The sequence below is a fragment of the Jiangella muralis genome, from assembly GCF_001270745.1.
GTDB lineage: Bacteria > Actinomycetota > Actinomycetes > Jiangellales > Jiangellaceae > Jiangella > Jiangella muralis.
Map to the genome: position 1 here is coordinate 1 of NZ_LFXL01000058.1, position 26,818 is coordinate 26,818.

Sequence of the window (26,818 nt, forward strand, 5' to 3'; positions counted from 1 at the left end):
ACTGGGAACGGCCGCCTGAAACTCAAGATCAACCTCAGAGTTTGGGAAACCTAGCAGCGCTAGTCGGTCGTCACGCGACGTTGTCGGTGCCCGCCCATAGGGTGGGCCCCACCCGGGCCGGGCGGGTCATGCCTACGGCCCGGCGCGGCGCAGATCAAGGCGACTGGCCGGTCTTCGCGTCCCGCGTGAGCCGGTGCCGGAGCTCGTCCAGCAGGGCGGGGTCCGGCATCGGCAGCCCGGCCAGCGCGCTCAGGTACAGGCCGTCGCCGACCAGCCGGACGATCTCGGCCGTCACCGGGTCGTCGACGTGCTTGCGCAGGATCTCCGCCCACCGGACGAAGCAGTACATGACCAGCCGCCGGGCCTCCTCGCTGGCGACGTCGTTGGTGCGCAGCGCCGCCAGCAGCGACCAGTAGACGGCGCCGTCCTCCGACGACGGCACCGACGTGCGCAGGAAGAAGCCGACGACGTCGTCGGTGCGCTCCGCCTGCTCGAACTCCGCCTCGACCGCCTCGGCCAGGCGCCGGGCCAGCCCGGTGATCAGCGCTTCCTTGCTCGGGAAGTGGTAGAGCAGGCCGCCCTTGGAGACTCCGGCCTTGTCGGCGACGGACTCCAGCGTCACCGCGTGCAGGCCCGAATCGACGAGGATGCGCTCCAGCGCGTCGAGGATTCGATCGCGAGAAGAGGGGCGTGGCACGGGAAGAAACCTCGATTCTGACGGTGTTACTGTACCGTCCGGACGGTTTAGCTTAGCTCGGAGGGTGTGGCGATGACGACGATGGAGCAGCGGGCGCTGGCGGGGCCGCGCGAATGGGGCGCGCTCGTCGTCCTGCTGCTGCCGGTCCTGCTCATCTCGGTCGACATGACGGTGCTCAGCTTCGCGGTCCCGCACCTCAGCGAGGATCTCGCGCCCACGGGGACGCAGCTGCTGTGGATCGTCGACGTGTACGGCTTCATGATCGCGGGGCTGCTGGTGACCGCCGGCACGCTCGGCGACCGGATCGGCCGGCGCAAGCTGCTGCTGGTGGGCGCGACGGCGTTCGGCGTGGCGTCCGTGCTGGCGGCGTACGCGACGTCGCCGGAGATGCTGATCGTGGCGCGCGCCCTGCTCGGCGTGGCCGGGGCGACGCTGATGCCGTCGACACTGTCGCTCATTCGCAACATCTTCCACGACGCGCGGCAGCGGACGCTCGCGATCGCCATCTGGGCCACGATGTTCTCCGCCGGCGCCGCGCTCGGCCCGATCGTCGGCGGCTGGCTGCTCGAGCACTTCTGGTGGGGCTCGGTGTTCCTCGTCGCGCTGCCGGTGCTGGCGCTGCTGCTGATCCTCGCGCCGTCCCTGGTGCCCGAGTCGCGCAACCCCGCGCCGGGCCGGTACGACCTGCCCAGTGCCGGGCTGTCGCTGGTGGCGATGCTGCTGGCGGTGTACGGGATCAAGGGGCTGGCCAAGCACGGGGCGTCCTTCGGGTACGCGGCGGCGCTGGTGGCCGGCGTGCTGGTCGGCGTCGCGTTCGTGCGGCGGCAGCGGCAGTTGGAGACGCCGCTGCTGGACCTCGCGTTGTTCGAGCGGCCGGCGTTCCGGGCGTCCGTCGTGACGAACCTGCTGACGACGTTCGCGATGATCGGCGCGCTGTTCTTCATGACGCAGTACCTGCAGATCGTGCTGGGCCTCGAGCCGCTGCGGTCCGGGCTGGTGCTGGTGCCGGGGCTCGCGCTGGCGATCGTGACCGGGCTGTTCGCGGTGCCGCTGATGCGCCGACTGCCGATGCCGTACCTGCTGTTCGGTGCGCTGATGGTCGTGGCGTCCGGGTTCGCGCTGATGGTGCTGGCCGGCCGCGACCTCGGCGCCGGGCTGGTGATGGTGGCGTTCCTGCTGGTCGGCGCCGGTGTCGGGCTGGTACAGACGATCACCAACAACGTCATCATGGGCGCCGTCGACCCGGACCGGGCCGGCGCCGCGGCGGCCGTGTCGGAGACGGCGTACGAGGTCGGCGGCGGCTTGGGTACCGCGGTGCTCGGCAGCCTGCTGACCGCGGTGTACGGGTCGTCGCTGGGCGCCGTGAGCGGCGTCGACGGCGCCACGCTGACGCAGGCGCGCGAGACGCTGGGCGGTGCGGTCGATCTTGCCGGGACGCTGCCGGCGGAGGAGGCGTCCGCCCTGGTCACCGCCGCCGAGGACGCCTTCACCCGGGCTGTCGAGGTGACCAGCGTGGTCGGTGCGCTGATGGTGGTCGCGGCCGCCGTGCAGGCGTTGGTCGTGCTGCGTCACCACCGGACGCCGGTGAGCGTCGGGTCGCACTAGTAATCTGAGTGCTCGTGGGGATTCAGATCGCGCCGAGCATCCTGTCGTCCGACTTCGCCAACCTCGAGGCCGAGATCGCCCGCCTGGGCGACGCCGACCTCGTGCACGTCGACGTCATGGACAACCACTTCGTCCCCAACCTCACGCTCGGGCTACCGGTCGTCGAGGCGATCCTGGCCCGCACCGACCGGCTCATCGACTGCCACCTGATGATCGACGAGCCGGACCGGTGGGCGCCGGGATACGCCGAGGCCGGCGCGCACAACGTCACCTTCCACGCCGAAGCGGCCGCCGCGCCGGTCCGGCTGGCCCGGGAGCTGCGCAAACACGGGGCGCGGGCCGGCGTCGGGCTCCGTCCGGCCACCCCCGTCGAGCCGTGGGCCGACCTCCTGCCCGAGATCGACATGCTGCTGGTCATGACGGTCGAGCCGGGCTTCGGCGGGCAGCCGTTCCTGGACGTGTGCCTGCCGAAGATCCGGCGGGCGCGCGAACTGGTGTCGGCGTCTGGGCTGGACATCTGGATCCAGGTCGACGGCGGCGTGTCGGCCGAGACGATCGAGCGCTGCGCCGACGCCGGGGCGGACGTGTTCGTCGCCGGGTCGGCCGTGTACGGAGCCGAGGACGCCGCGGCCGCCGTCACCGAACTGCGCGAGCTGGCGGCGAAGGCCGCGCACTAGTCGGCCAGCGGCAGCGTGAGCCGGAACCGGGCGCCGTCGCCGAGCCGCGTCCGCACCTCCACGTCGCCGCCGTGCGCGCGGGCCAGCGAGCGGGCGATCGACAGCCCGAGCCCCGCACTGGCGCCGCCGGACCGGTCGCGGGACGGGTTGGCCCGGTAGAACCGGTCGAAGACGCGGTCCGCCTGCTCGGCCGTCAGGCCCGGGCCCTCGTCGACGACGTCCAGCACCGCCCGGCCGCCGACGGTGCCGACGCCGATGCGGACGGCGCTGCCCGGCGGCGTGTGTGCGACGGCGTTGCCGACGAGGTTCGCGACGACCTGCCGCAGCCGGTCCTCGTCGGCGTCCACCGGTGCCGGGCCTGGCACGCCGTCGCCGCCAGGCCCGGTCAGCTGGATCGTCCTGGACGGGTCGAGCGCGCGCAGGTCGTGCCGGGCGTCGCCGGCGAGCGTGCGCAGGTCCATCGGGGCGCGGTCGAGCTGGCCCTCGGGCGCCTCGTCCAGCCGGGCCAGCAGCAGCAGGTCCTCCGTCAGCGCGGTCAGCCGGGTCGCCTCGCGGTCGATCCGCAGCATCGCCGCGTCGACGTCGGCCCGTTCGGGCAGCGCGCCCATGCGGTACAGCTCGGCCGAGCCCTTGATGCCGACCAGCGGCGTGCGCAGCTCGTGGCTCACGTCCGACAGGAACGTGCGCATGCGCGCCTCGGCCTCCGCGCGGTCGGCGAAGGCGCGTTCCAGCTGGCCGAGCATGGTGTTGAGGGACGCCGCGAGGTGCCCGACCTCGGTGCTCGGCGCGGCGAGGCCGGGCACGCGCTGCGTCAGGTCGCCGCCGGCGATCGCGGCCGCGGTGTGCGCGATGCGGCGCAGCGGGCGCAGCCCCCGGCCCAGCGCCAGCCAGCCGATCGCCGTCAGCAGGACCAGCAGGACGGCGCCGCTGACGATGCTCGTGACGCGGAGCCGGTCGATCGTCGCGTCCGCGTCGTCCAGCGGGGCCGCCGCGACCACCGTCCCGTCCCAGCCGGTCGCCGTCACGCTGACCGTCCGCCAGCGTCCGTCACCGTCGGCCGCAGGGAGGCTGACCGGGGTGCCGTCGGACAGTCCGTTCAGCTCGTCGGTGGCCGGCAGCTCGCCGCTGTCCAGGCCGGACGTGCGCAACCCGCCCGCGACCGTCCCGTCCGCGTTCAGATACACCAGGTACGGCGCGCCGATCAGGTCGAGCGCGGCGTCCAGCAGCTCCGGCCGTCCCGCGGTGTCGACCGGTTGCGGCGGGCCGCCCGCGGAGACGCTGGTCAGGATCGCGGTGAGGGCCCTGAGCTGGCCGTCGATGCGGTCCAGCTGGTAGCGCTCGAGGTTGCTCGCGACGGCCGCGCTGATCAGCGTCAGGCCGGCCAGCAACAGCCCCGACGTCAGCAGCAGCAGCCGCGACCGCAGCGACAGCCGCCTCATCGCGGCTCCCGCAGCACGTAGCCGACGCCGTGCACCGTCCGGATCAGCTTCGGTTCCTCAACGTCGACCTTCCGCCGCAGGTAGGAGATGTAGGTGTCGACGATGCTGGCGTCGCCGCCGAAGTCGTAGCGCCACACGCGGTCGAGGATCTGCGCCTTCGACACCACCTGCCCGGAGTTCTCCATCAGGTACCTGAGCAGCCGGAACTCGGTGGGGGACAGGCGGACCGCGGTGCCGTCGCGGGTCACCTGGTGTCCCGCCGGATCGAGCGTCAGCGGTCCCGCCCGCAGCAGGTCGGCGGGGTTGCCGGACGTGCGGCGCAGGATCGCGCGGATGCGGGCGATCAGCTCCTCCAGGTCGAACGGCTTCGTCACGTAGTCGTCGGCGCCCAGCGACAGGCCGGTGACCTTGTCGGCCTGGCGGTCGCGGGCGGTCAGGAACAGGACGGGCACCGGGCCCCTGCCGCTGGTCGCGGCCCCGCGCAGTCGGCGGACCACCTCGAAGCCGTCCATGTCCGGCAGCATCACGTCCAGCAGCACCAGGTCCGGCGGCTCTGCTGCCGCCGCCTCAATCGCCTCCGCCCCGGTGGCGGCGGACGACACCCCGAAACCGGCGAAGCGCAGCGCCGCCGACAGCAACTCCCTGACCGTCGCCTCGTCGTCGACCACGAGCAGCCGCTGGGACGTCATGGCCGGGCCCGGTCCTTCCACGGTCGCCAGGGTAGTGAAGTCAGTGACCTCGCCGCCTGGACGACGGTGACTCCGGCCGCGCCCGCGGCGGCGCCCACCGCTGCGCCGGCGGCGAGGGCTGCTGCCGGGTCGGCCGCCAGCCTTGCGTCGAGCAGGGCCAGCCCGCCCACCCCGACGTCGATGGTCACCGTCGTGAGCAGCGCCATCGCGGCCAGCCCCGCTCCCGTCGCCGCCCCCATCCCGCCGACGTCCATCAGTCCGCGTCGCAGCCTGGGTCGCAGTCCGGGTCGCAGTCCGTGGTGCGGCTCGTGGTGCGCCCTCGCGGCGACGACCACGCCGAGCGCGAGCAGCGCCGCCGCCGAGACCCACCTCAGCGGGGTCGTCGAGACCACCGGCTCGGCCCCATCCAACGCGCATCGCAGCACACCGTCCGCTCGCACCGTCACCGGCGCCCCGAGCGCGACCGGCAGCGCGCCGGCCACCGCGGCGGGCAGCAACAGCAGCAGCCCGCCCACAGCCTGGGTCCCGCCCGACGCGCCGGCGGCGACCATCCCCGCCGTGACGATCCCCGCGACGGCCCACCGCCCGGCCCACGATCGCCGAGTCGATCCGCGGAACCGCAGCACCAGCCAGCACACCCCGACGACGGCCAACGCACCCGCCGCCCCGGCTGCCGCCAGCGGACCGCCGGCGACCGAGTACCCGACGTCCAAGCCGCCGGCCGATCCACCGTCGCCACTCGGCAGCGCGCTGCCGAGTGGCCTCCCGTCGCCGAGCGGCGACCCGCCGCCGAACGGCAACCCGCCGCCGTCCGGGCAACCGTCGGCGGGCGTGCGGCCAGCCGCCGAGGCGACGCCGGCGGCCGCCACCGCGTCGGCTGGGAGCGACACCGTCACGTTCCCGCCGGCCAGCTGCGCCACCACCAGCAGCCCGGCCGCGACGGCCACCGTCGCGGCCGCGGCACGCACGCCGAACCCGTCCCGGCCGCGCCGCAGCAGCACCGTCCCGAGCACCACCGCACCCGCCAGCGTGACCCCCAGCGGCAGCGCCTCGACCCCGGCACGCAGCGGGATAGGGAGCTCGCCCGGCGCCGTCGTCGTCAGCGTCGCCCGCCCGCCCGCGGCCAGTGCGACGACGGCCGCCGTCAGCGCGCCGACCTCGCCGATCCGGCCCGCGTCGAGCAGCAACAACCCGGCCGCGGCGACGCCCGTCATCGTCAGCAGCGCCGCCGCGCCCGCGACCAGACCGGCGCCGACGTCCCGCGGCCGCACCACCACGTCACACGTCGCGGCGACGGAAGACGACGAACGCCGCGACCAGCACCGCGACCACGCCCAGGCACATCCCGCCCAGGTTCAGCCACGGGTGCGGAAACTCGGGGTCCGGCACCGTCGCGAACACCGCGGCCGCACCCCGTGTCGGCCACACGTCGACCAGGCCCTGCAGCCACGACGGGAACAGTCCGGCGAGCGCGGGCACCAGGAACACGATTCCGACGAGCGTGGCCAACGCACCCGCCGTCGCCCGCATGATCGTGCCGAGACCGGCCGCGAGCAGCGCGATCGCCGTCAGATACAGCCCGCCACCGCCGACCGCCGCCAGTACGCCGGGATCGCCGAGCGACGCCGACGGCACGTCCTGCGCGCTCAGCATCGCCTGCCCGAGCAGGAACGACATGAGCATCAGCAACTGACCGGCCACGACGGCGACCGCGGCGGCCACCGTGACCTTGGCCGCCAGCAGCCGGCTCCGGCGCGGCGTCGCCATCAGCGACGTCTGCATCAGGCCGGTGGCGTACTCGGACGTGACGATCAGGATGCCCAGGACACCGATGATCAGTTGCGCGACGATGTACGTCGTCAGGCTGAGGTTGGTCGGGTCCCAGGCGGCCCGGTCCGCCGCGGTCGCCTCCGCGTAGTCGGTCCCGGCCGAGCTCATCGCGAGCGCCGTGACGCCGAGCCCGACTCCGAAGAGGCAGGCCAGCGTCGACCAGGTCGAACGGAGGCTGCGGAGCTTGACCCACTCCGCGTGCAGCGTGTCGGCGAACCTCACCGTGGGCGCCGTGGCCGGGGCGCTCATGCGGCGACCCCCTGGTACTGCACGCTGTCCCTGGTCAGGTCCATGAAGGCGTCCTCCAGCGAGGCGCGCTGCGGGGTGAGCTCGCTGAGGGCGACGCCGTGGAAGGCGGCGAGCGCGCCGATGTCGTCGCTGCTCATGCCGGACACGACCAGCGATGACTCCAGCCCTTCGCGGACGGCGGCGCCGGCGGCGGTCAGTCGCAGGGCGAACGCGCCCGGCTCGCGGGTGCGGACGAGGACGGTGCCCTCGCCGTTCGCGCGCAGGAACTCGCTCATGCCGGTGTCCGCGATGACGCGGCCGCGGCCGATGACGACGAGGTGGTCGGCGCTCTGCGCCATCTCGCTCATCAGGTGGCTGGAGACCAGCACCGACCGCCCTTCTCGCGCGAGCGAGCGCATGAGATCGCGGATCCAGCGGATGCCCTCGGGGTCCAGCCCGTTCACCGGCTCGTCGAAGATCAGCGCCTGCGGGTCGCCGAGCAATGTCGCCGCGATGCCGAGCCGTTGCCGCATACCCAGCGAGAACCCGCCAGCGCGCTTGCCGGCCACACCGCCGAGCCCGGTCCGCGCGAGCACCTCGTCGACCCGACAGCGGGGAAGCCCGTTGCTCAGCGCGAGCGCCAGCAGGTGGTCGCGGGCGGTCCGGCCACCGTGGACGGCGCCGGCGTCGAGCAGCGCGCCGACCGTCGTCAGCGGAACTGGCAGGTCGCGGTAGCGGCGGCCGCCGATGGTCACCGAGCCGTGGGTCGGCGCGGCCAGCCCCATGATCATCTTCATCGTGGTGGACTTGCCGGCGCCGTTCGGCCCGAGGAACCCGGTCACCTGTCCGGGTCCGACGGTGAACGAGACGTCGTCCACCACGGTGTCGGGTCCGTAGCGTTTGGTCAGTCCGCGGAGCTCGATCGTCGTCATGAGGCGATCGTGACCGGCCGATCCGGGTGGTTTCGGAGAGCTTCTGAGAGAACTCTGTGAGCCAGCGCGCGGTGGCGCCGGTTGCCCGGCGTCCGGCCGGTGGCGGGGACGGCCGCGCGGGCAGCCGGATTCACAGGAAATCCTGGTCTCGTTGCTCGCTTTCCGCCGTTTCTGAGAGTCGGGAGTTAGCCCTGGAGTTTGCCCGGACGTGCTCGATCGGGTCGGGCAAACTTGCCCGGAAACGGGCAACCGCCGGGCTGACATTTCGACGCGACAATCGGCGTTCGAGCTGCTTAGCGTGGTGTGAGTCGCGGATCGTCCGCGATCCGCCGGCAGGCGTGCAGCACCCCGAGGAGTCGTCGTGAACGTTGCCCAGTTGCTGGCCCGGTCGCCCGGATCGCGCGGCTATCGAGCCGCCGACCTTCGTGCCCTGCCCGACGGCGGTCCGCGCTACGAGGTCATCGAGGGGTGCGTCCTGGTGTCGCCACCGCCGTCGGTCGCCGAGACCGCGGTCTGGCGGTGGCTGGCGAACACCTTCGAGGTCGCGAACCGGGGGAGTCCGCTGGTCGTCGATCGCGGCCAGCCGGTGCACATCGGCGCGCACGACGAGGTGCGGCCCGACGTCGTGGTGGCGCACGTGGCGCTGGCCGAGACCACGCCGATCCCGGTCGGCGCGCTGACGCTGGCCGTCGAGGTGGTGTCGCCCACGTCGGCGCTCCGCGACACCGTGACGAAGCGTGCGTTGTACGCGCGGGCGGGCGTCCCGGCGTACTGGATCGTGGCCCTGCGGCGCAGGCCGCCCGACATCGAGGTCACCGAGCTGCGCCGCGACGAGGCCACGGGATCGTACGCGGAACGCACCCCGGCCACGTCGGCGAGGTTCAGCACCGACCACCCCTGGCCGGTTGTCGTCGACGTGCCCGCCCTCGCCGACTTCTGGGCGGCCTCGGCGCCGTTGGCCGCCGACGACTGGGAGGTGGTCTGAGCTGGGAGGAGGCAACCTGGTGATGAGACGTGACCTGACGCGAGGTGATGAGGGTCAGGAGGTGATCCCCATGTGAGAAGAAGCACGGAGCGTGGCTGGGGAATGCGTTCCGCGCGGTGGCGGTTAGGCTGCTAGAGACACAAAGCGTGCTCCGGGGTCGGTGAAAGTCCGAACCGGCGGTGACAGTCCGCGACCCGGTCGGCGTCCGCATCAGCGGGCGACGGACGGTTGACCCGGTGGAACTCCGGGACCGACGGTTAAAGTCCGGATGGGAGGAAGCACGCGCGGCTGTCTCGGCTGGTCGCGCCCTGGTGCGCGTCCGGAGCGCCGAGCCGGCTGTTGGTGCGCACTCGCGCCCGCCCCGGAGCTCGCCCGATGAGGCGAGGAGGGGCCGGTGGCGAGTCCGGTGGAGCTGACGGCCATGCGCCGCGCCATCGAGCTGTCCCTGAACGGCGCCTACACGACGCCGCCCAACCCGGACGTCGGCTGCGTCATCCTCGGCGCGACCGGCGCGACCGGCGCGACCGGCGCGACCGGCGCGACGGTGGGCGAGGGCTGGCACGAGCGCGCCGGCGGACCGCACGCCGAGGTCAACGCGCTCGCCCAGGCCGGCGAGCGGGCCCGCGGCGGCACCGCCGTCGTCACGCTGGAGCCGTGCGACCACACCGGGCGCACCGGGCCGTGCACGCAGGCGCTGATCGCGGCCGGTATCGCGCGGGTGGTGGTGGCCGTTGCCGATCCGAACCCGGTCGCCGCCGGGGGAGCGGCGACGCTGCGTGCGCACGGTGTGGACGTGGAGCTGGGCGTGCTGGCGGACGAGGCGGCCGACGCGAACGCGCGCTGGCTCACGCCGTTGCGCACCCACCGGCCGTTCGTGGTCTGGAAGTTCGCCGCGACGCTCGACGGGCGTAGCGCGGCAGCCGACGGCACCAGCCGCTGGATCACCGGCCCGGAGGCCCGCGCTGACGTGCACCGGCTCCGTGCCGCGGTCGACACCGTGGTCGTCGGGGCGGGGACCGTGCGGGCGGACGATCCGCAACTCACCGTCCGCCTCGACGCGGCCGACGCGGCCGATGCGGCCGACGCGGTAGCCGCCGATGGGGACGACGCCCCCGCGGTTCGCACCCACACTGGGGTCGGCCACGGCGGCGCTGGGGCAGGCGGTGCCAGCGCGACGCAGGTTGCCGTGGCGCCGGGCGGGCCGGCCGTCGTGCAGCCGCTGCGGGTCGTCGTCGACAGTGGGGGGACGACGCCGGTGTCGGCGCGGGTGCGCGACGACCAGGCGGAGACGTGGGTGGCGACGGCCGAGGAGGTCGGCGCCACCGCTGACGGGCGCGTCGACCTCACCAGGCTCCTGACCCGGTTGTACGAGCGCGGCCAGCGATACGTCCTGCTCGAGGGCGGGCCGACGCTGGCCGGGGCGTTCTGGCGGGCCGGTCTGATCGACCGGGTCGTCGGCTACGTCGCGCCCGCGGTGCTCGGCGCCGGACCGGCCGCGCTGGCCGACGCCGGTGTGAACACCATCGACGCCGCGATCCGGCTGGACGTCGCCGACGTGCGGATGGTCGGCCCCGATCTGCGTATCACCGCAACCCCGCAAGATCACAGGAAGGCGTGAGGCCATGTTCACCGGGATCGTCGAGGAACTGGGCGAACTCGTCGCCGTCGAGGGCGACGCCGACGACGGGCGGCTCACCGTCCGCGGCCCGAAGGTCGCCGAGGACGCCGTGCACGGCGCGTCGATCGCCGTCGACGGCGTCTGCCTGACCGTCACCGCCGTCGACGGCGACACCTTCACCGTCGACGTCATGCGCGAGACCTTCGACCGCAGCACGCTGGCGAAGCTGAGCGCCGGCGACGCCGTCAACCTGGAGCGGGCGGTGCGGGCCAGCGACCGGCTCGGCGGCCACATCGTGCAGGGCCACGTCGACGGCGTCGGCACGGTGGTGTCGCGCACGCCGGGCAGCCGCTGGGAGGTCGTCCGCATCGAGGCGCCCGCCGGCCTGCTGCGCTACGTCGCGGAGAAGGGATCGATCGCCGTCGACGGCGTCTCGCTGACGGTGTCCGGGCTCGGCCCGGACTGGTTCGAGGTGAGCCTGATCCCGACCACGCTCGAGCTGACGACGCTCGGCCGCCGGCAACCGGGCGACGGCGTCAACCTCGAGGTCGACGTGGTCGCGAAGTACGTCGAGCGCCTCATGGCGAGCGGGGCGAGCGGCACGAGCGGGGCCACGGCGCCGGATGTGACGGCTGAGAACACGACAGAGGTGGGGGCGTCGACTGCAGCCCGCCGCGAGGCGTCAGAGGAGGGACAGTGACCGTGCAACTGGACACCGTCGAGCGGGCGATCGCCGACATCGCCGCGGGCAAGGCGGTGGTCGTGGTCGACGACGAGGACAGGGAGAACGAAGGCGACCTGATCTTCGCCGCCGCCAAGGCCACGCCTGACCTGATGGGCTTCACCATCCGGTACACGTCGGGCGTCATCTGCGTCCCGATGCTCGGCAGCGAGCTGGATCGCCTCGACCTCCCGCCGATGACCGTCGTCAACGAGGACCGCAAGGGCACCGCGTTCGCCGTCTCCGTCGACGCCAGGCACGGGATCACGACCGGCATCTCGGCGGCCGAGCGCGCGCACACGGCGCGGGTGCTGGCCGACTCCGCGACGGAGGCGTACGAGCTCAGCCGGCCGGGGCACGTGTTCCCGCTGCGTGCCCGCGAGGGTGGCGTGCTGCGGCGGCCGGGGCACACCGAGGCCGCGGTCGACCTCGCCCGGATGGCCGGCCTGTCGCCCGCGGGCGTGCTGTGCGAGATCGTCCACGACGACGGCTCGATGATGCGGGCGCCGGCGCTGCGCGAGTTCGCCGACGAGCACGGGCTGGCGATGATCTCGATCGCCGACCTCATCCGGTACCGCCGCCGCACCGAGCGGCAGATCGAACGGGTCGCCTCGACCCGCCTGCCGACGGTTCACGGCACGTTCACGGCGCACGCCTACCGCGACATCCTCGACGGGAGCGAGCATGTCGCGCTGGTCATGGGCGAGGTCGGGGCCGACACGGTGGGTGACGAGGCGGTGCTGGTCAGGCTGCACTCCGAGTGCCTGACGGGCGACGCGTTCGGCTCGCTGCGCTGCGACTGCGGCCCGCAGTTGCGCGCCGCCCTGGACCTCGTGGCCGGCGCCGGTCGCGGCGTCGTCGTGTACCTGCGCGGCCACGAGGGCCGCGGCATCGGGCTGGCGCACAAGCTGCAGGCGTACGAGCTGCAGGACGGCGGGCTGGACACGGTCGACGCCAACGTCGAGTTGGGGCTGCCCGCCGACGCCCGCGACTACGGGACCGGCGCGCAGATCCTCGCCGACCTGGGCGTGCGCACCATCGCGCTGATGACGAACAACCCGGCCAAGCTGACCGGCGTCGAGGGGTACGGGCTCAAGCTGGCCGAACGGGTGGAGCTGCCGGTCGCCGTCAACCCCGAGAACCTGCGGTACCTGACGACGAAACGGGACCGCATGGGCCACGAGCTGGGCGATCTGCCAGGCTCGGAGGAATCCGCGGAACGAGAGGACACCAGACGATGAGTGGTCAGGGCGCGCCCGAACTGCAGGTGGGCAAGGTGGGCGACCTCCGGGTCGCGGTCGTCGCGTCGCTGTGGCATCAGCAGGTCATGGACGGCCTGATCGCCGGTGCGCTGCGGGCGCTGGACGAGGCCGGGGTGCACGACCCGCTGATCCTGCGGGTGCCGGGCTCGTTCGAGCTGCCGGTCGTCGCGGCGCGGCTGGCGCGGGCCAACTACGAGGCGGTCGTGGCCCTCGGCGTCGTGGTCCGGGGCGAGACGCCGCACTTCGACTACGTCTGCCAGGCGGCCACCGACGGCCTGACCCGGGTCGCCGTCGACACCGGGGTGCCGATCGGCTTCGGCGTCCTCACCTGCGACGACGAGGCGCAGGCGCTGGCTCGGGCCGGGCTCCCGGGGTCCAAGGAGGACAAGGGCTACGAGGCGACGCAGGCCGCGCTGGCCACCGTCGTCGCGCTGCGCGCCTGCTACGCCTGACCCGGACGGAGGCGGGTCGCGCGCCTGCGCGGCCGGCCTGCGGGCTGAGGGACGCTGGCGCGCACGTGGCCGGCGGTGCGGTGTCCGGCTCGTGAACCAGGCGGCGGCGAGGGGCACCGTGTCCGTACCCTTGTGCGACGTGAAGAGTTTCGAGGACCTCTGGGTCGAGCTGTCGGCGAAGGTGGAGTCCGGTGCGGCCGGTTCCGGCACCGTCGAGGCGGTCCGCCATGGGGTCCATCACGTCGGCAAGAAGGTCGTGGAAGAGGCCGCCGAGGCGTGGATGGCGGCCGAGCACGAGAGCACCGAACGAGCGGCCGAGGAGATCTCGCAGCTGCTCTACCACGTTCAGGTGCTCATGCTGGCCCGCGGCATCACCCTCGCCGACGTCTACGAGAGGCTCTGACATGACGCTTCGCATCGCCGTGCCCAACAAGGGCTCGCTGTCTGGTCCGGCCGCCGAGATGATGCGCGAGGCGGGCTACCGCCAGCGCGCCGACGGCGGCCGCGAGCTGGTGCTGCGCGACCCCGACAACGATGTCGAGTTCTTCTACCTGCGGCCGCGCGACATCGCGGTGTACGTGGGTGCGGGGACGGTCGACGCCGGGATCACGGGGCGCGACCTGCTGCTCGACTCCGGTGCGTCGGCCGAGGAGCTGCTGGCGCTCGGCTTCGGCGGCTCCACCTTCCACTTCGCGACCCGGCCGGGCACGGCGGAGAAGGTGTCCGACTTCGGCGGCCTGCGGGTCGCCACGTCGTACGCGGGGCTGCTGCGCGACTACCTCGCCGACCGCGGCGTCGACGCGTCGGTGGTGCGGCTGGACGGCGCCGTCGAGACGGCCGTGCAGCTGGGCGTCGCCGACGTCATCGCGGACGTCGTCGAGACGGGGACGACGCTGCGGCAGGCCGGCCTCGAGGTCGTCGGCGAGCCGATCCTGCGGTCCGAGGCCGTCCTCATCGCCCGCGCCGGCGGTGACCGTCCGCCCGCCATCGACCTGCTGCTGCGCCGCCTCAACGGCGTCATGGTCGCCCGCGGCTACGTGATGATGGACTACGACATCCGCGCCGACCACGTCGACGAGGCCAGCGCGCTCACCCCCGGCCTTGAGTCGCCGACGGTGTCGCCGCTGCACCGCGAGGGCTGGGTCGCCGTCCGGGCCATGGTGCCGCGGTCCGAGGCGCAGCGGGTGATGGACGACCTGTGGGCGGTCGGCGCGCGGGCCATCCTGGTGACGGAGATCCTGGCCTGCCGCATCTGAACCGGTCCCGGGGCCGCGATGCAACCCGGGACCACCGCCGTTCCGTGCACCCAGTGTGAGGAGCTCACTCGGAACGGCAGCGGAGACGGTGGATGCGAGCAGCAGACGAGGCGTCGTACAGGGATTTCGTCACGGCCCGGCGCCGTGCGCTGCTGCGAACCGCCTTCCTGATGACGGGCGACTGGCACGCCGCAGAGGACCTCGTCCAGGAGGCACTGACCAAGCTGTACGTGGCGTGGCGGCGGGTGTACCGCGGCGACGACATGATGGCGTACGCCCGGCGGGTTCTCGTCAACGCCCACATCGACGGCACCCGGCGGCCGTGGCGGCGGGAGCAGTCCGTCGACGTCGTCCCGGACCGCGCCGCCACTGACCAGGCGGATTCCGGTGATCCGTACACGCGGGAGCGGCTGCTGGCGGCGCTGGCGTTCGTCCCGCCGCGGCAGCGGGCGACGCTCGTGCTGCGGTTCTGGGAGGACCTCGGCGTCGAGCAGGTCGCCGACCTCATGAACTGCAGTTCCGGCAACGTCAAGAGTCAGACGGCGCGCGGTCTGGACCGGCTGCGCGACGTGCTCGGATCCGGGGCATTCGCGGAATCGAAGGAGGCGTGATGACCGAGCCCACGCTCAGGGACCTGTTCAAGAAGACGCTGACGGGCGAGCCGGCCCATCCTGTCGTCGCCGACGAGGATGTGTCCCGCGGCCGCGCCCGGAAGCAGCGGATGCGGCGCAACCGCATCGCCGGCGGCGTGGCGGTGCTGGCGGTGGCCGGCCTCGGCGCGGCCGTTCTGCCAGCCGTCTTCGACGACGACCGCGACACCGTGGCGTCGGGCGACGGCGCGGGCGACCCGGCCGACTACCCGCCGCAGATCGGCGCCGACCCGGTCAAGCAGCGCATGTGGGACGCGATCGAGTCGGCGTTGCCGGCCGACGTCGAGGTCGCCTCCTCCGAGGAATCGGGGAACGAGGTCGTGCCGGCGACCGGCCCGAGCATCGACGTGACGCTGGCCCGCGGCAGCGGGGTGAGCTTCGACCTCGCCGTGACGCTGGAGCCGGCCCGGACCGATCTGCCCGAGTACCGGCCGTGCACCGAGCCGGGCCAGCTGGAGGGCACCCCGGGCCAGTGGCTGAACTGCGAGGAGGGCGACGACGGCGGCGTCTACCGGGCCGCCGGCGATCTGAACGACCTCCATACGTCAGCGGTGCTCGTGGAGGACGACCACGCCTCCGTCACAGTGCACTGGACCGTCCCGCCGCTCGACGTGTCCGGCGACCAGCCGGCGCCGGGTACCCCGCCCGCCGCGTCGGCACTGGATCACGCCGAGGGCGAGGCGATCGGCGACGCGGTGCTCGAGGCCGGCGCGGACCTGGAGTCCGCCGACCTCACCAGCGGCGTCGAGCTCGCCGCCGTCGCCGACGCGTGGCCGGAGCTGACGAACGCGGTCAAGGAGGTCGTCGGGGCCGAACTGACATTGGTCAACACCGAGGACCCGGTCGTCGACCTGCAGGACGCCGAGCACCAGGCGGGCATCGTCAGGGCCGATTACGTAAGCGACAACGGTTTCGAGGTGGAGATCTGGTTCTGGCAGCAGCCGCGGGTGTCCGAGCCGATGTGCGTCAAGCTGATCACGCAGTGCTCCTCGGTCATGGGCGTGCTGGAGGTGCCCGGGGGTGCGCTCATGGTCAACAGCGTCAGTGGGCCCGGCGCGCCGGTGGGGATGCGCGGCAACACCTGGGTCCGGGTCGCCTCCATGTACCCGGACGAGCGTGTGGAGGCGATCTTCGGCGACGTGCTCCAGGCAGTCGACGACCTGCTCGCGCCGCAGGTGCAGTCGCCGCTGGACGTCGGCTGACCCCGATGCAACCCGGAACGCGTCCGCTACCGTCCTAGGGGTAGCGGGCGCGGTCCGGGCGTGGGGGGAGGCGGTGCATGGCGATCGACGAGGCGTCATACCGGGAGTTCGTGTTGGTGCGCCGTCGCGGCCTGCTGCGCACCGCGTACCTGCTGACCGGTGACTGGCACGGCGCCGAGGACCTCGTCCAGGAGACGCTGACGAAGCTGTACCTGAGCTGGCGCCGGGTCCGCAGCCGCGAGGACGCGCCGTCGTACGCCCGCCGCATCATGCTCAACGCCTACGTCGACAGCACCCGGCGCCCGTGGCGGCGCGAGCACGCCGTCGCCGTCCTGCCGGAGCGGCCCGGCGGCGGCGACCCGGCCGACGCCGCCGACCCGGACACCCGCTCGCGGCTGATGACGGCGCTCGCGGGCGTGCCGCCCAAGCAACGGGCCGCGCTCGTGCTGCGATTCTGGGAGGACCTCTCGGTCGAGCAGGTCGCCGACCTGCTGGACTGCAGCACCGGCAACGTCAAGAGCCAGACGGCGCGCGGCCTGGACCGGCTGCGCGAGCTCCTCGGTCCGGCCCAGCTCGCCGCGATCAAGGAGGTGCGATGACCGACGACGCGCTCAAGGAGCTGTTCGCCGACGCCTTCCTCGACGAGCCGGACCGCCTGGCGTCACCCGACGAGGACATCGCCCGCGGACGTGCCCGCCGCGCTCGGCGGCGCCGTGCCCGCATGAGCGCCGGGGTCGTCGGGGTCCTCGCGGCCGGCTCGTTCGGCATCCTCGTCGCGCCCGAGCTGGTGGATCCGCAGGGCGAACTCTCGGCCGCCGGTCCGGGGTCGCTGCCCTACGATGAGCTCCCGCCGCTCGTGCCGCCGCCATGGGGCCAGAGCGTCATGGAGACCGGGGCGATGACGGGCTCGGACTCCCCGGCATCGGGCCCCGAGAGCTCACGATTGTCGTCGCAGCCGGACCGGCTGGGGATGGTCGACGCGGTGTTCCAGTCGCTGCCGGCGGACGTCGAACTCGCCGACCCGGCCGTCGTACCGCTGGTGCGGTCGCACCACGTGAAGGTGCAGGTCGAACGCGACGGCGTCCCGTTCGACCTGCAGGTGTGGTGGCAGCTGTCGAGTAACGACGCGCAGTCGTTCCGGCCGTGCTCCGAGCCGGCCGCGGCCTTCACCCGCACAGCCGTGTGGGACGACTGCACCGAGGGCACGGATGCGCAGGGCCGGTGGCGGGTCATCGGGACACCCGACCCGGGCCGCCGCGTCCTCGTGGTCGACGAGTATCCCGCGGCCATCACGCTCGTCTGGGACGCCATCGCCGAGGACGCGACGCCGGCGGACCCGGGGGCCGTGCTGAGCGACGACGAGGCGGACCGCGTCGCCGAGGCGGTCCGCGACACGGCCAGGGACTACTCCGCGACGTTGTCCGGCGGCATCAACAACACCAGCGAGTACATGAGTGACTTCGCCATGGCCATGGTCTGGAGGCGGTGGCCGGAGATCGAGGCGGTGCTGACCGCGGTCCTCGGCCCGCTCGACAGAGTCCGGTTCGACAAGTCCGATCCCGCCCTGCCCTCGGACTGGGGAGCGTCGGAGCCGATGGCCATGACCGCGTCCTTCCGGATGGCCGGCGGCGGCACGGTGGAACTGGCCGTCTGGCAGACCGGGCCGATCTACGGCACCCTGTGCACGGTGAAGACCGTCTGCGAGGTGTGGCCGGGCAGTCGCGACTACTTCCGGCCGCTCCTCGACGCTCCGGCGGACGCCAGGGGCGGCACCGCCTTCGGCGACCTCGGCCAGGTGTATCTGGTGCTGGACGGCATCGACGGCGACGCCGCCGCGCTGCACCGGGCGGCCATGGAGGAGATCTTCATGGTGCTGCCGATGCAGTACTAGCCGGCGGTGACCTCGACCTCGTCGCCGAGGGAGAGGCGGCCGGGGCCGTCGGGGACGAGGTTCATGCCGAACCAGACCTTGCCGTCCCAGCGGCGGTGCCGGGCCAGCGTGCGCAACGGCTCCTTGCCGCGCGTCCGGGTGTCCGGGTCGATCGTGGTGAGGACGCAGCGGTCGCACAGCTTGACGGCGCGGAAGGGGACGTCGCCGATGCGCAGCTTGCACCAGGTGTCCTCGGCGAACGGGTCGGCGCTGTCGACGACGACGCTGGGGCGGAACCGGCGCATCGGCAGCGGCTCGGCCGGCGGGTCCTCGCCGCGCAGCAGCGCCTCCTCGACCACCCAGTCGTTCAGGCGGGCCAGCGAGCCGGTGGTGGTGAGCAGCAGCGGGAACGCGTCGGCGAACGACACGCGGTCGGCGGGCAGGCCGTAGGCCGGGTTCACCGGCCGCCGCGTCGGGTCGTCCAGCCAGACGAGGCGGACGTCGTGGCCGAGCAGCTTGCCGAACCAGGCGTCGGCGGCGGCGCTGGGCCGGACGGCGTCGAGGGTGTTCTTCCAGATCTGCACCGGCACGTACTCGCGCGCCCCGGTGGCGTCGACGTCCAGTGGCGCGGCGTGCGGGCTCTCCAGCCGGAGCCGGCCGCGGCCCAGCGGCGTGGCGGTGACGCTCAGCAGTGCCGGCCACACCCGCGCCGTGACGACGTACCCGGCGTCGTCGACGACCATCCAGCGGCGGTCGTCGGCCAGCCCCCACGGCTCGACCTCGGCCTGGGTGCGGGACTGCCCACGCGTCGACTTGACGGGGTAGACATTCAGCTCGACGACGCGCACGGCTCCAACGCTAGCCGAGAATCGGCGCCGGCTCAGACCCGAGATTCGGCGACCACCTCGCGCGCCGGGTCGTGCGGGACCGGCGACGCGGTGTCGATCCGCAGGTCGGCCCGCTCCCGGGTGCGCTCGGCCGCGAACAGCGCCTCCTCCTGACGGGCCCAGCGCGTCCAGTGCGGCCGGAAGCCGTCGCCGTCGCGCTCGAAGCCGCGGGCCTGACGCACGTCGTGCGGCGCCTCGACCCACAGCAGCAGCGACAGGTACGGCGCACCGGGCGTGGAGCCGCTGCCGCAGCCCTCGACGACCAGCACCGGCACGGCCGGGACGTCCACCCAGCCGGCCCAGCGGTCCGCGTGCCAGTCCCACCGCCGGTACCGCGCCGGACGCCCCTCGGCCAGCGGCGCCAGCACCTCGGAGGCGACGGCGGCAGCGGCGGGCGCGAGCCCGTCCCAGCCGGGGTAGAGGTCGTCCATGTGCAGGACGGGCGCGTCGTCGAGGCGCGCCGCCAGCCGCCCGGCCAGGGTCGTCTTGCCGGATCCGGCCGGCCCGTCGACGGCGACCACGGTCGTCGACCCGGCGCGGGGCGGCAGCGAGCGGACCCGCGCGGCCAGCGCGTCGAACGTCAGAACACCCACTACAGGAACGTCTTGCCGTCCCCGCGGTACGTCGCGATGGTGTCGACCAGCCGCTCGCCGCGCACGAGGTAGTACTGGTCGAACCGCTCGGCCAGCTCGCCCGCCTTGGCGTGCCGGAACCAGACGCGGTCGCCGATGGCGAGGTCGTCGGCGGGGGAGCCGAGCAGTGGCGTCTGGGCCTCGCCGGCGCCCTCGTCGTTGTCGAGGGTCAGGCCCTCGGGCAGCCACGGCACCGGCAGCCGGTCGTCGCCGGCGGCGCCGCTGGCGACGTAGCCGCCGCCCTGGACGGTGACGACGCCCGGCCCGGGCCGGCGCACCACCGGCACCGCGAAGAACGCCGCCGGGCGCGGCGAGAAGCTGGTGTAGCCGTCGAACAGCCGCGGCGCCAGCAGCCCGGACCCGGCCGTCACTTCGGTGATCGACACGTCGGACACGGTGCGCTCGACCGAGCCGCTGCCGCCGCCGTTGACGAACTCGAGGTCGGCGACCTTGCGCACCGCCTCGACCGCCGCGACCCGCCGCTCGGACAGCTCCGACCACGACCGCCGCTGCATCGACCGCACCATGCGCCCGCGCCAGCCGCGACCGGGCGGCGCGTCCTGCACGCCGGCGATCTGCGACTCGTAGCCCATGACGCCGACCAGCCGGAACCCCGGCCGCGACTGCACCGCGTGGGCCAGCCGGACGAGGTCGTCGACGGCGTGTAGCGGCGACCGCTTCGCGCCGACCCGCATGCGCCCGCCCAGCGGCTGCCAGGAGAGGTCCAGCTCGAGGCAGACCCGGATCTCGACCCGCCCGTCGGTCGGCGCCACGGCGTCGACGAGGTCGAGCTGCGCGACGTCGTCGACCATCAGCGTGATGCCGGCGGCCAGTTCCTCGTCGCCGGCCAGCCGGGCCAGGCCGCGGCGGTCGGCGGTGGGGTAGCCGACGACGACGTCGGAGCTGAGCTCGGTGCCCACGAGCCACAGCGCCTCGGACAGCGTCAGCGCCAGCACGCCGTGGAAGCCGTCGCGGCCCAGCGCGTCGCGCAGCAGCGCCCGGCTGCGCAGCGACTTGCTGGCCACCCGGATCGGCTTGCCGGCCGCACGCCGGACGAGGTCGCCGGCGTTGACGTCCCACGCCTCCATGTCGATGGCGGCGAGCGGCGCCTCGAAGCCGGCCGTGGCGGTGTTCAGCCGGTGCCGCAGATCGGCGCGCGAGCTGGCCACCGGCGGCGCCGCCGGGTCGGGGGCGGCGGGCGGCGGCGGGACGTCGGGCACAGCGGCGTCGGCATCGGCATCGGGCACGGTGATCTCCACAGCGAATCCTTACCAGATCGGGACGATCGTGGCTATGCCCGCCATCGCGGGCGACCCCATCCTGCCGCAGGGTACTGGAGCGCCTAGGCTTGCGTGGATGGCGAGGACCCTCGTGCTCATCCGGCACGCGAAGGCGCAGCACCCCGAAGACCGCGCCGACCACGACCGTGCCCTCGCCGGCCAGGGCCGCCGCGACGCGCCGGTCATCGGCCGCTGGCTGCGCTCGCAGGACGTCGCGCCGCAGGTCGCCGTCGTGTCGAGCGCCCGCCGCACCCGCGAGACGTACCAGTTGCTGGCCGCTGAGCTGCCCGCCGCGCCGGACCCGGTCGTCACCGACGACGTCTACTACGCGTCGGCCGGCGACCTGCTCGAGATCGTCCGCGCGCTGCCGCCGGAGGCCGGGTCGGTGGCGATCGTCGGGCACAACCCGGGCGTCGGCATGCTGGCCAACGTCCTCGACGACGGCGACTCCGCGGTCGGCGACACCGAGCGCATGCGGTCCGGCTTCCCGACGTCGTCGGTCGCGGTGTTCGCCGTCGAGGGCGACTGGTCGGCGGTCGACCCGGGCGGCGTCCGGCTGGTCGGCTACACCGTCGCCCGCGGCTAGCGGACGGGGGGAGCGGGCGTGGGCATGCCGTCGGCGGCGTCGGCGGCCTCGATGTCGTCGCGGCTGATGCCCAGCAGGTAGAGGATCGCGTCGAGGTACGGGACGTTGACGGCGGTGTCGGCGGCGCTGCGGACCACCGGCTTCGCGTTGAACGCGACGCCCAGCCCGGCGGCGGCGAACCGGGCCAGCGCGGCGGCCTTGCCGGGACGGTCCAGGATCGGGCCGACCAGCCCGCCGGTCAGCACGTCGCCGTCGATCTCCAGCGTGTTGGCGGCCGCGTAGTCGATGCCCAGCTCGTCCGCCAGCGGGTCGGTGATCTGCGAGACACCGTCGCCCGCGGCTAGCGGACGGGGGGAGCGGGCGTGGGCATACCGTCGGCGGCGTCGGCGGCCTCGATGTCGTCGCGGCTGATGCCCAGCAGGTAGAGGATCGCGTCAAGGTACGGGACGTTGACGGCGGTGTCGGCGGCGCTGCGGACCACCGGCTTCGCGTTGAACGCGACGCCCAGCCCGGCGGCGGCGATCATGTCGAGGTCGTTGGCGCCGTCGCCGACCGCGATGGTCTGCGACAGCGGGATGCCCTCGGCGGCGGCGAACCGGGCCAGCGCGGCGGCCTTGCCGGGACGGTCCAGGATCGGCCCGACCAGCCCGCCGGTCAGCACGCCGCCGTCGATCTCCAGCGTGTTGGCGGCCGCGTAGTCGATGCCCAGCTCGTCCGCCAGCGGGTCGGTGATCTGCGAGAACCCGCCGCTGACGATGGCGCACCGGTAGCCGAGCCGCTTCAGCGTGCGCACCAGCGTCCGCGCGCCCGGGGTCAGCTGCACGGCCGCGCGCACCTCGGCGACGGCGGACGCGGGCAGGCCGGCGAGCAGCCGGACCCGCTCGCGCAGCGACGCCGCGAAGTCCAGCTCGCCGGCCATCGCCCGCGACGTCACCGCCGCGACCTGGTCCTCGACCCCGGCGTGCGCGGCCAGCATCTCAATCACCTCGCCCTGCACCAGCGTGGAGTCGACGTCCATGACGACCAGCCGCTTGGCCCGGCGCAGCAGCCCGGACGGCTGGACGGCGACGTCGGCGCCCTCGGCCAGCGCGACGGCGGCGAGGTCGGCCCGCAGCCGGGCGGGGTCGGCGCCGGACACCTCGAACTCGATCGACGTGACCGGGTAGGACGCCAGCCGCACGATGCGGTCGATGTTCGCGCCGGCCTTCGCGACGGCGTCGGTGAGCGCCGCGACGGCGCCCGGGCGCAGCGGGAAGCCGAGGACGGTGATGTGGGCGCGGCCCGGCGGGCGGCGGCGGTCGCCGTGACCGGCCGAGACCTCGATCTCGACGTCGAGCTGGCCGGCGAGGCCGGCCAGCGTGCGCCTCAGGGCGGCCTCGTCGGCGGACGCCGGGTTCAGCAGCACCGCCAGCACCAGGCGGCCGCGGACGGTGACCTGTTCGACGTCGAGCACCTCGACGTCGTGCGCGGCCAGCGCCGTGAACAACTGTGCGGTCAGGCCCGGCCGGTCGCGTCCGGTGAGGGTGACCAGCAGGGTGGTGGCAGGGGGTTCCGGTGGCAGGCTCATCGCAAGCCCGAACTCTATCGAGCGGCCAGCGCGTTGCACGCGGCGGCCAGGGCCGACCGCGACGCCCGCTCCAGCGGCGTCAGCGCCGACCGCCGCGACGTCGCCTCGGACGTCGTGACCGCGCCGCCGTCGTCGCCGAGCGCGAACCGGACGACGGCCAGCAGCCGGGCCGCGCGCGCCGCCACGGCCTGCGCCTGCGGCGGGAACGCGCGCGGCAGCGGGTCGGACTCGCGGTTGGTGCGGATGTCGGCGAGCAGCGCCTCGACCTCGGGCCGCCACGACGGGACGTCGAGGTCGGTGAGGATCGACCCGGCCGCCAGCAGCGCCGCCGTCAGCTCCTTGTCGGTGTCGGCCAGCGGCGGAGCGGCCGGCGCCGGCTGCGCCTGGCGGACCATCCAGGTGACCATGTGCCCCTGGTCGCCGGGCGGGCCGAACGTGCGGACGTCGGGCACCAGGGCGTACGGCGCGCCGTCGGCGATGACCGCCTCGCCGGCGTCGACCGCGTCGCCGTTGAGGTCGGCCGGTCCGCCCAGGCCGCTGGGGTCGCCGGGCGCGGGCAGCGCGACGAGGAACGCCGTGGCGCCGGCGTCGCGCAGCGCCAGCAGCGCCTCGGACAGGCCGGTCGCGGTGGCCGCGCCGGGGACGTCGACGGCGTCGTGCGGCTCGTCGTCGGCGCGGACGCGGTCGACGACGTCATCGAGGCCGGCCTCGTTCCGCAGCCAAGCCGTGCCCCATGCCGCGAGGCGGGCGGAGCGGGGGAGGGTGACCATACGCCAGAGCCTACGACCCGCCCGCTAGAGTCGTCCGGGGGTTCCGGGGCCGACCACGTCACCGGCCTCGTCTGTCTGCGCCGAGGGAGCCGAGCCACGCGATGTCCGAAGTGCTGGAACTTGCCGACGTCACGCTCGTGCGCTCGGGCAGCCGCCTGCTCGACGACGTCACCTGGTCGGTGGCCGAAGGGCAGCGCTGGGTGATCCTCGGGCCGAACGGCGCCGGCAAGACCACCCTGCTGCAGATCGCGGCCGCGCAACTGCACCCGACCACCGGCTACGCCGCCGTGCTGGGCGAGATGATGGGCGCCGTCGACGTGTTCGAGCTGCGGCCGCGCATCGGCATCACCAGCGCCGCGCTGGCCGAGCGCATCCCGCGGCAGGAGTCGGTCCTCGACGTCGTCCAGACCGCCGCGTACGGCGTCGTCGGCCGGTGGCGCGAGGCGTACGAGAACCTCGACTCCGAGCGGGCCCGCTGGCTGCTGGCGCGCATGGGCATCGGGCACCTCGCCGAGCGCACCTTCGGCACGCTGTCCGAGGGCGAGCGCAAGCGCACCCAGCTGGCCCGCGCGCTGATGGCCGACCCCGAACTGCTGCTGCTCGACGAGCCCACCGCCGGCCTCGACCTCGGCGGCCGCGAGACGCTGGTGGCCACACTCGGCGAGATCGCCGCCGACCCCGCGTCGCCGGCCACCGTCCTCGTCACCCACCACGTCGAGGAGATCCCGCCCGGGTTCACCCATGCGCTGCTGCTCGCGAACGGCCGCGTGGTGGCCGCGGGGACGATCGCCGAGACGCTCACCGACCAGCACCTGAGCACCGCGTTCGGGCTGCCGCTGCGGGTCCGCTACGAGGACGGCCGGTGGTCGGCGCGAGCGGTTTCCGGCGCGCGCGACGCCGTCCCCGCACCCTGACGGTCGAGACCGGAGACGACCGCTCGCTGCGGCGCGACACCGTGCCCGCACCCTAGAATGACGCTATGCAGGACTTCCTCGACTGGCTCGGCGACCACGAGTGGGTCGCCTGGCTCGGTCTGGCCTTCGTCCTCGGCATCGTCGAGACCACCACGGTCGACCTCATCTTCCTCATGCTGGCCGGCGGAGCGCTGGCCGGTGCGCTGGCGGCGCTGGTCGGCATCGACCCGCTGTGGCTGCAGATCGTCATCGCCATCGCCGTCAGCGTCGCGCTGCTGGGGTTCGTCCGGCCGGTCGCCAAGCGGCACCTGCGCACCAGCGGCAGCACCCGCACCGGCGCCGCCGCGCTGGTCGGCCGCAAGGGCGTCGTCGTCGAGGCGGTCGACTCCGAGCGCGGCCTGATCAAGCTGGCCGGCGAGATCTGGACCGCCCGCTGCTACGACGGCACCTCGGTCATCGAGGCGGGCCGCGACGTCGACGTCATCGAGATCCAGGGCGCCACGGCGCTCGTGTTCGAGGCCGACCCGCGGTAGGCCCGTCAGTTGATAGGTTTTCCGCGACTCGCCCGGACCAAGGAACAGCGGAAGGTCATTCATGGAAGCCGGTCAGATATTCGTTCTCCTCGTCGTCATCCTCTTGGCCATCTTCGTGCTGGTGACGCTGGCCAAGTCGGTGCGCATCGTGCCGCAGGCGCGGGCCGGCATCGTCGAGCGGCTGGGCCGCTATCAGCGCACCCTCGACCCGGGCCTGACGGTGGTCGTGCCGTTCATCGACCGCGTGCTGCCGCTGCTGGACCTCCGCGAGCAGGTCGTGTCGTTCCCGCCGCAGCCGGTGATCACCCAGGACAACCTGGTGGTCTCCATCGACACCGTCATCTACTACCAGGTGAACGACCCCAAGGCGGCGACGTACGAGATCGCCAACTACATCCAGGGCATCGAGCAGCTGACCGTCACCACGCTGCGTAACGTCATCGGTGGCATGGACCTCGAGCGCACGCTGACCAGCCGCGAAGAGATCAACAACGCGCTGCGCGGCGTCCTCGACGACGCCACCGGCAAGTGGGGCATCCGGGTGAACCGGGTCGAGCTGAAGGCCATCGACCCGCCGCCGTCCATCCAGGACTCCATGGAGAAGCAGATGCGCGCCGACCGCGACAAGCGTGCGGCGATCCTCAACGCCGAGGGTGTGCGGCAGTCGCAGATCCTCACCGCCGAGGGCCAGAAGCAGTCCGCCATCCTCACCGCCGAGGGCGACAAGCAGTCGCTCGTCCTGCGCGCCGAGGCGGAGAAGGCGGCGCAGATCCTGCGCGCCGACGGTGAGGCCAAGGCCATCGGCGCCGTGTTCGACGCCATCCACCGCGGCAACCCCGACCAGAAGCTGCTGGCCTACCAGTACCTGCAGATGATGCCCGAGATCGCGAAGGGCGACTCCAACAAGGTCTGGATCGTGCCCAGCGAGTTCGGCAAGGCGCTCGAGGGTCTCGGCGACGCCGTCGGCCGGTTCGGTTCCGGCTTCGCGCCGGGCGCCATCCCGCCCGACGACCACGCCGCCGAGGCGGTCGAGGCCGCCGCGCAGGAGGCCGCCGCCGAGGGCGAGGCGGCCGCGGCGGCCGCCGCCGAGGAGGTCCGGCGGGCACTGGAGGCGGCCGAGGTCGCGTCCAACCCGTCCAAGCCGATGCCGTCCGAGGCCGACGTCAGCAACCACGGCGACGACGACCAGGTGTCCGGTGACGGCGCGTCCGGCGACGAGCACGGCCCGGCCGGCAACGGCGCGGCCGGCACCGGCCCGGCCCTCGGCCGCGACCTCACCGAGGACCCGGGTGACGAGCCGCCGTCCACCCCGCCGCCCGCACCGCCCGCGCCTCCGGCGGGGTGAGCCTGTTCGACGTCGTTGCGATCGTGGCGGCCGGGTTCGCGGCGGGTGCGGTCAACGTCGTCGTCGGGTCGGGGACGATGATCACGTTCCCGACGTTGCTGGCGTTGGGTTACCCGCCGGTGGTGGCGAACGTGTCCAACACCGTCGGGCTGGTCCCGGGCTCGGTCATGGGGGCCTGGGGGTATCGCGAG

General features: G+C 73.7%; 29 protein-coding genes, 1 pseudogene and 1 riboswitch. Of the genes and pseudogenes, 18 read left to right on the forward strand and 12 right to left on the reverse strand.

Translation table 11 applies throughout. The features are described 5' to 3' along the window. Positions 1–154: 154 nt before the first annotated feature. A complete protein-coding gene (locus ACW62_RS31570) occupies positions 155–697 on the reverse strand; it encodes a TetR/AcrR family transcriptional regulator (RefSeq protein ID WP_053208109.1) in 543 nt (180 codons plus the stop codon). A 72-nt stretch (positions 698–769) separates the two neighbouring features. Between ACW62_RS31570 and ACW62_RS31575 the strand changes: the two genes are divergently transcribed. After that, a complete protein-coding gene (locus ACW62_RS31575; RefSeq protein ID WP_205629733.1) occupies positions 770–2,302 on the forward strand; it encodes an MFS transporter in 1,533 nt (510 codons plus the stop codon). A 14-nt stretch (positions 2,303–2,316) separates the two neighbouring features. After that, positions 2,317–2,979, forward strand: a complete 663-nt coding sequence (gene rpe / locus ACW62_RS31580; RefSeq protein ID WP_053208111.1) for a ribulose-phosphate 3-epimerase — start codon at positions 2,317–2,319, stop codon at positions 2,977–2,979. Here rpe and ACW62_RS31585 read toward each other — a convergent pair. Genes ACW62_RS31585 through ACW62_RS31605 form a run of 5 tightly spaced genes read right to left on the reverse strand, consistent with a single transcriptional unit; the run spans position 2,976 to position 8,097 of the window. Further along, a complete protein-coding gene (locus ACW62_RS31585) occupies positions 2,976–4,418 on the reverse strand; it encodes a sensor histidine kinase (protein ID WP_053208112.1) in 1,443 nt (480 codons plus the stop codon). The two genes, rpe and ACW62_RS31585, sit on opposite strands and share 4 nt — an antisense overlap. Next, entirely contained in the window at positions 4,415–5,107 is a 693-nt protein-coding gene (locus tag ACW62_RS31590; protein ID WP_053208113.1) for a response regulator transcription factor, read from the reverse strand. The genes ACW62_RS31585 and ACW62_RS31590 overlap by 4 nt, the downstream gene beginning before the upstream one ends. After that, the gene (locus tag ACW62_RS31595) at positions 5,104–6,381 is read right to left on the reverse strand and encodes a hypothetical protein (RefSeq protein WP_157575121.1); all 1,278 of its coding nucleotides are present in this window, start codon (positions 6,379–6,381) and stop codon (positions 5,104–5,106) included. The genes ACW62_RS31590 and ACW62_RS31595 overlap by 4 nt, the downstream gene beginning before the upstream one ends. Before the next feature lie 4 nt (positions 6,382–6,385). Further along, positions 6,386–7,186, reverse strand: a complete 801-nt coding sequence (locus ACW62_RS31600; RefSeq protein ID WP_053208115.1) for an ABC transporter permease — start codon at positions 7,184–7,186, stop codon at positions 6,386–6,388. Further along, positions 7,183–8,097, reverse strand: a complete 915-nt coding sequence (locus ACW62_RS31605) for an ATP-binding cassette domain-containing protein (RefSeq protein WP_053208116.1) — start codon at positions 8,095–8,097, stop codon at positions 7,183–7,185. Before ACW62_RS31605 ends, ACW62_RS31600 begins: the two co-directional genes overlap by 4 nt. A gap of 361 nt (positions 8,098–8,458) precedes the next feature. Here ACW62_RS31605 and ACW62_RS31610 point away from each other — a divergent pair, with 361 nt between their 5' ends. The 11 genes from ACW62_RS31610 to ACW62_RS31660 all read left to right on the forward strand — a co-directional run bounded on the left by ACW62_RS31610 (position 8,459) and on the right by ACW62_RS31660 (position 18,134). Further along, positions 8,459–9,082, forward strand: a complete 624-nt coding sequence (locus ACW62_RS31610) for a Uma2 family endonuclease (protein ID WP_083460398.1) — start codon at positions 8,459–8,461, stop codon at positions 9,080–9,082. Between the two features lie 142 nt (positions 9,083–9,224). Further along, positions 9,225–9,368, forward strand: a riboswitch (FMN riboswitch). A gap of 135 nt (positions 9,369–9,503) precedes the next feature. Continuing rightward, positions 9,504–10,700, forward strand: coding sequence for a bifunctional diaminohydroxyphosphoribosylaminopyrimidine deaminase/5-amino-6-(5-phosphoribosylamino)uracil reductase RibD (gene ribD, locus ACW62_RS31615; protein WP_083460402.1), 1,197 nt, complete (start codon positions 9,504–9,506; stop codon positions 10,698–10,700). A 4-nt stretch (positions 10,701–10,704) separates the two neighbouring features. Continuing rightward, positions 10,705–11,400 (forward strand): riboflavin synthase, encoded by a 696-nt coding sequence (locus tag ACW62_RS31620; RefSeq protein ID WP_083460399.1) that lies wholly within the window; start codon positions 10,705–10,707, stop codon positions 11,398–11,400. A 2-nt stretch (positions 11,401–11,402) separates the two neighbouring features. Further along, positions 11,403–12,662, forward strand: coding sequence for a bifunctional 3,4-dihydroxy-2-butanone-4-phosphate synthase/GTP cyclohydrolase II (locus ACW62_RS31625; protein WP_053208134.1), 1,260 nt, complete (start codon positions 11,403–11,405; stop codon positions 12,660–12,662). Then, positions 12,659–13,135 carry a 6,7-dimethyl-8-ribityllumazine synthase gene (ribH, locus tag ACW62_RS31630; RefSeq protein WP_053208119.1) on the forward strand — a complete coding sequence of 159 codons (477 nt, stop codon included), beginning with the start codon at positions 12,659–12,661 and terminating at the stop codon, positions 13,133–13,135. Before ACW62_RS31625 ends, ribH begins: the two co-directional genes overlap by 4 nt. Before the next feature lie 139 nt (positions 13,136–13,274). Continuing rightward, positions 13,275–13,538: a phosphoribosyl-ATP diphosphatase gene (locus ACW62_RS31635; RefSeq protein WP_053208120.1), complete on the forward strand. Its 264-nt coding sequence runs from the start codon at positions 13,275–13,277 to the stop codon at positions 13,536–13,538. 1 nt (position 13,539) lies between these two features. After that, positions 13,540–14,391: an ATP phosphoribosyltransferase gene (gene hisG / locus ACW62_RS31640; RefSeq protein WP_053208121.1), complete on the forward strand. Its 852-nt coding sequence runs from the start codon at positions 13,540–13,542 to the stop codon at positions 14,389–14,391. A gap of 92 nt (positions 14,392–14,483) precedes the next feature. After that, entirely contained in the window at positions 14,484–15,002 is a 519-nt protein-coding gene (locus ACW62_RS31645; RefSeq protein WP_053208122.1) for a SigE family RNA polymerase sigma factor, read from the forward strand. After that, positions 15,002–16,243 carry a hypothetical protein gene (locus ACW62_RS31650; protein ID WP_053208123.1) on the forward strand — a complete coding sequence of 414 codons (1,242 nt, stop codon included), beginning with the start codon at positions 15,002–15,004 and terminating at the stop codon, positions 16,241–16,243. The genes ACW62_RS31645 and ACW62_RS31650 overlap by 1 nt, the downstream gene beginning before the upstream one ends. Before the next feature lie 77 nt (positions 16,244–16,320). Continuing rightward, positions 16,321–16,842 (forward strand): SigE family RNA polymerase sigma factor, encoded by a 522-nt coding sequence (locus tag ACW62_RS31655; protein ID WP_053208124.1) that lies wholly within the window; start codon positions 16,321–16,323, stop codon positions 16,840–16,842. Next, positions 16,839–18,134: a hypothetical protein gene (locus tag ACW62_RS31660; protein ID WP_053208125.1), complete on the forward strand. Its 1,296-nt coding sequence runs from the start codon at positions 16,839–16,841 to the stop codon at positions 18,132–18,134. The genes ACW62_RS31655 and ACW62_RS31660 overlap by 4 nt, the downstream gene beginning before the upstream one ends. Here the strand turns inward: ACW62_RS31660 and ACW62_RS31665 are convergent. From ACW62_RS31665 to ACW62_RS31675, 3 genes are read right to left on the reverse strand one after another with little or no spacing between them, the layout of a single operon-like run. After that, positions 18,131–18,961, reverse strand: coding sequence for an MOSC domain-containing protein (locus ACW62_RS31665; protein ID WP_053208126.1), 831 nt, complete (start codon positions 18,959–18,961; stop codon positions 18,131–18,133). The genes ACW62_RS31660 and ACW62_RS31665 overlap by 4 nt on opposite strands. A 32-nt stretch (positions 18,962–18,993) precedes the next feature. Further along, positions 18,994–19,593 (reverse strand): nucleoside/nucleotide kinase family protein, encoded by a 600-nt coding sequence (locus tag ACW62_RS31670; RefSeq protein WP_053208127.1) that lies wholly within the window; start codon positions 19,591–19,593, stop codon positions 18,994–18,996. After that, on the reverse strand, positions 19,593–20,801 hold the full coding sequence (locus ACW62_RS31675; RefSeq protein WP_053208135.1) for an amino acid deaminase/aldolase: 1,209 nt from the start codon (positions 20,799–20,801) through the stop codon (positions 19,593–19,595). The genes ACW62_RS31670 and ACW62_RS31675 overlap by 1 nt, the downstream gene beginning before the upstream one ends. Before the next feature lie 187 nt (positions 20,802–20,988). Here ACW62_RS31675 and ACW62_RS33570 point away from each other — a divergent pair, with 187 nt between their 5' ends. Continuing rightward, positions 20,989–21,498, forward strand: a complete 510-nt coding sequence (locus ACW62_RS33570) for a SixA phosphatase family protein (protein ID WP_169792169.1) — start codon at positions 20,989–20,991, stop codon at positions 21,496–21,498. Here ACW62_RS33570 and ACW62_RS31685 read toward each other — a convergent pair. From ACW62_RS31685 to ACW62_RS31695, 3 genes are all read right to left on the reverse strand, one after another. Then, positions 21,495–21,743: a hypothetical protein gene (locus ACW62_RS31685; protein WP_053208129.1), complete on the reverse strand. Its 249-nt coding sequence runs from the start codon at positions 21,741–21,743 to the stop codon at positions 21,495–21,497. The two genes, ACW62_RS33570 and ACW62_RS31685, sit on opposite strands and share 4 nt — an antisense overlap. A 95-nt stretch (positions 21,744–21,838) precedes the next feature. Continuing rightward, positions 21,839–23,065 carry a phosphoserine phosphatase SerB gene (gene serB / locus ACW62_RS31690; RefSeq protein ID WP_053208130.1) on the reverse strand — a complete coding sequence of 409 codons (1,227 nt, stop codon included), beginning with the start codon at positions 23,063–23,065 and terminating at the stop codon, positions 21,839–21,841. A gap of 14 nt (positions 23,066–23,079) precedes the next feature. Next, positions 23,080–23,835, reverse strand: a complete 756-nt coding sequence (locus ACW62_RS31695) for a hypothetical protein (RefSeq protein ID WP_053208131.1) — start codon at positions 23,833–23,835, stop codon at positions 23,080–23,082. Between the two features lie 101 nt (positions 23,836–23,936). Between ACW62_RS31695 and ACW62_RS31700 the strand changes: the two genes are divergently transcribed. The 4 genes and pseudogenes from ACW62_RS31700 to ACW62_RS31715 all read left to right on the forward strand — a co-directional run. Further along, positions 23,937–24,749, forward strand: coding sequence for an ABC transporter ATP-binding protein (locus ACW62_RS31700; protein WP_053208132.1), 813 nt, complete (start codon positions 23,937–23,939; stop codon positions 24,747–24,749). Positions 24,750–24,814: 65 nt separating this feature from the next. Further along, positions 24,815–25,282, forward strand: a complete 468-nt coding sequence (locus ACW62_RS31705) for an NfeD family protein (protein ID WP_053208133.1) — start codon at positions 24,815–24,817, stop codon at positions 25,280–25,282. 61 nt (positions 25,283–25,343) lie between these two features. Beyond that, positions 25,344–26,249 (forward strand): annotated as a pseudogene (locus ACW62_RS31710) (SPFH domain-containing protein); the annotation flags it as partial. 374 nt (positions 26,250–26,623) lie between these two features. After that, on the forward strand, positions 26,624–26,818 hold a 195-nt coding region (locus ACW62_RS31715), incomplete at its 3' end, for a TSUP family transporter (protein ID WP_157575122.1).

What these genes read in the sequence shown, in the direction of transcription:
- ACW62_RS31575 (WP_205629733.1), top strand. Translation starts at nt 770, where the DNA reads ATGACGACGATGGAGCAGCGGGCGCTGGCGGGGCCGCGCGAATGGGGC.
- ACW62_RS31585 (WP_053208112.1), bottom strand. Translation starts at nt 4,418, where the DNA reads ATGAGGCGGCTGTCGCTGCGGTCGCGGCTGCTGCTGCTGACGTCGGGG.
- ACW62_RS31590 (WP_053208113.1), bottom strand. Translation starts at nt 5,107, where the DNA reads ATGACGTCCCAGCGGCTGCTCGTGGTCGACGACGAGGCGACGGTCAGG.
- ACW62_RS31600 (WP_053208115.1), bottom strand. Translation starts at nt 7,186, where the DNA reads ATGAGCGCCCCGGCCACGGCGCCCACGGTGAGGTTCGCCGACACGCTG.
- ACW62_RS31605 (WP_053208116.1), bottom strand. Translation starts at nt 8,097, where the DNA reads ATGACGACGATCGAGCTCCGCGGACTGACCAAACGCTACGGACCCGAC.
- ribD (WP_083460402.1), top strand. Translation starts at nt 9,504, where the DNA reads ATGCGCCGCGCCATCGAGCTGTCCCTGAACGGCGCCTACACGACGCCG.
- ACW62_RS31620 (WP_083460399.1), top strand. Translation starts at nt 10,705, where the DNA reads ATGTTCACCGGGATCGTCGAGGAACTGGGCGAACTCGTCGCCGTCGAG.
- ribH (WP_053208119.1), top strand. Translation starts at nt 12,659, where the DNA reads ATGAGTGGTCAGGGCGCGCCCGAACTGCAGGTGGGCAAGGTGGGCGAC.
- hisG (WP_053208121.1), top strand. Translation starts at nt 13,540, where the DNA reads ATGACGCTTCGCATCGCCGTGCCCAACAAGGGCTCGCTGTCTGGTCCG.
- ACW62_RS31645 (WP_053208122.1), top strand. Translation starts at nt 14,484, where the DNA reads ATGCGAGCAGCAGACGAGGCGTCGTACAGGGATTTCGTCACGGCCCGG.
- ACW62_RS31650 (WP_053208123.1), top strand. Translation starts at nt 15,002, where the DNA reads ATGACCGAGCCCACGCTCAGGGACCTGTTCAAGAAGACGCTGACGGGC.
- ACW62_RS31655 (WP_053208124.1), top strand. Translation starts at nt 16,321, where the DNA reads ATGGCGATCGACGAGGCGTCATACCGGGAGTTCGTGTTGGTGCGCCGT.
- ACW62_RS31660 (WP_053208125.1), top strand. Translation starts at nt 16,839, where the DNA reads ATGACCGACGACGCGCTCAAGGAGCTGTTCGCCGACGCCTTCCTCGAC.
- ACW62_RS33570 (WP_169792169.1), top strand. Translation starts at nt 20,989, where the DNA reads ATGGCGAGGACCCTCGTGCTCATCCGGCACGCGAAGGCGCAGCACCCC.
- serB (WP_053208130.1), bottom strand. Translation starts at nt 23,065, where the DNA reads ATGAGCCTGCCACCGGAACCCCCTGCCACCACCCTGCTGGTCACCCTC.
- ACW62_RS31695 (WP_053208131.1), bottom strand. Translation starts at nt 23,835, where the DNA reads ATGGTCACCCTCCCCCGCTCCGCCCGCCTCGCGGCATGGGGCACGGCT.
- ACW62_RS31700 (WP_053208132.1), top strand. Translation starts at nt 23,937, where the DNA reads ATGTCCGAAGTGCTGGAACTTGCCGACGTCACGCTCGTGCGCTCGGGC.
- ACW62_RS31705 (WP_053208133.1), top strand. Translation starts at nt 24,815, where the DNA reads ATGCAGGACTTCCTCGACTGGCTCGGCGACCACGAGTGGGTCGCCTGG.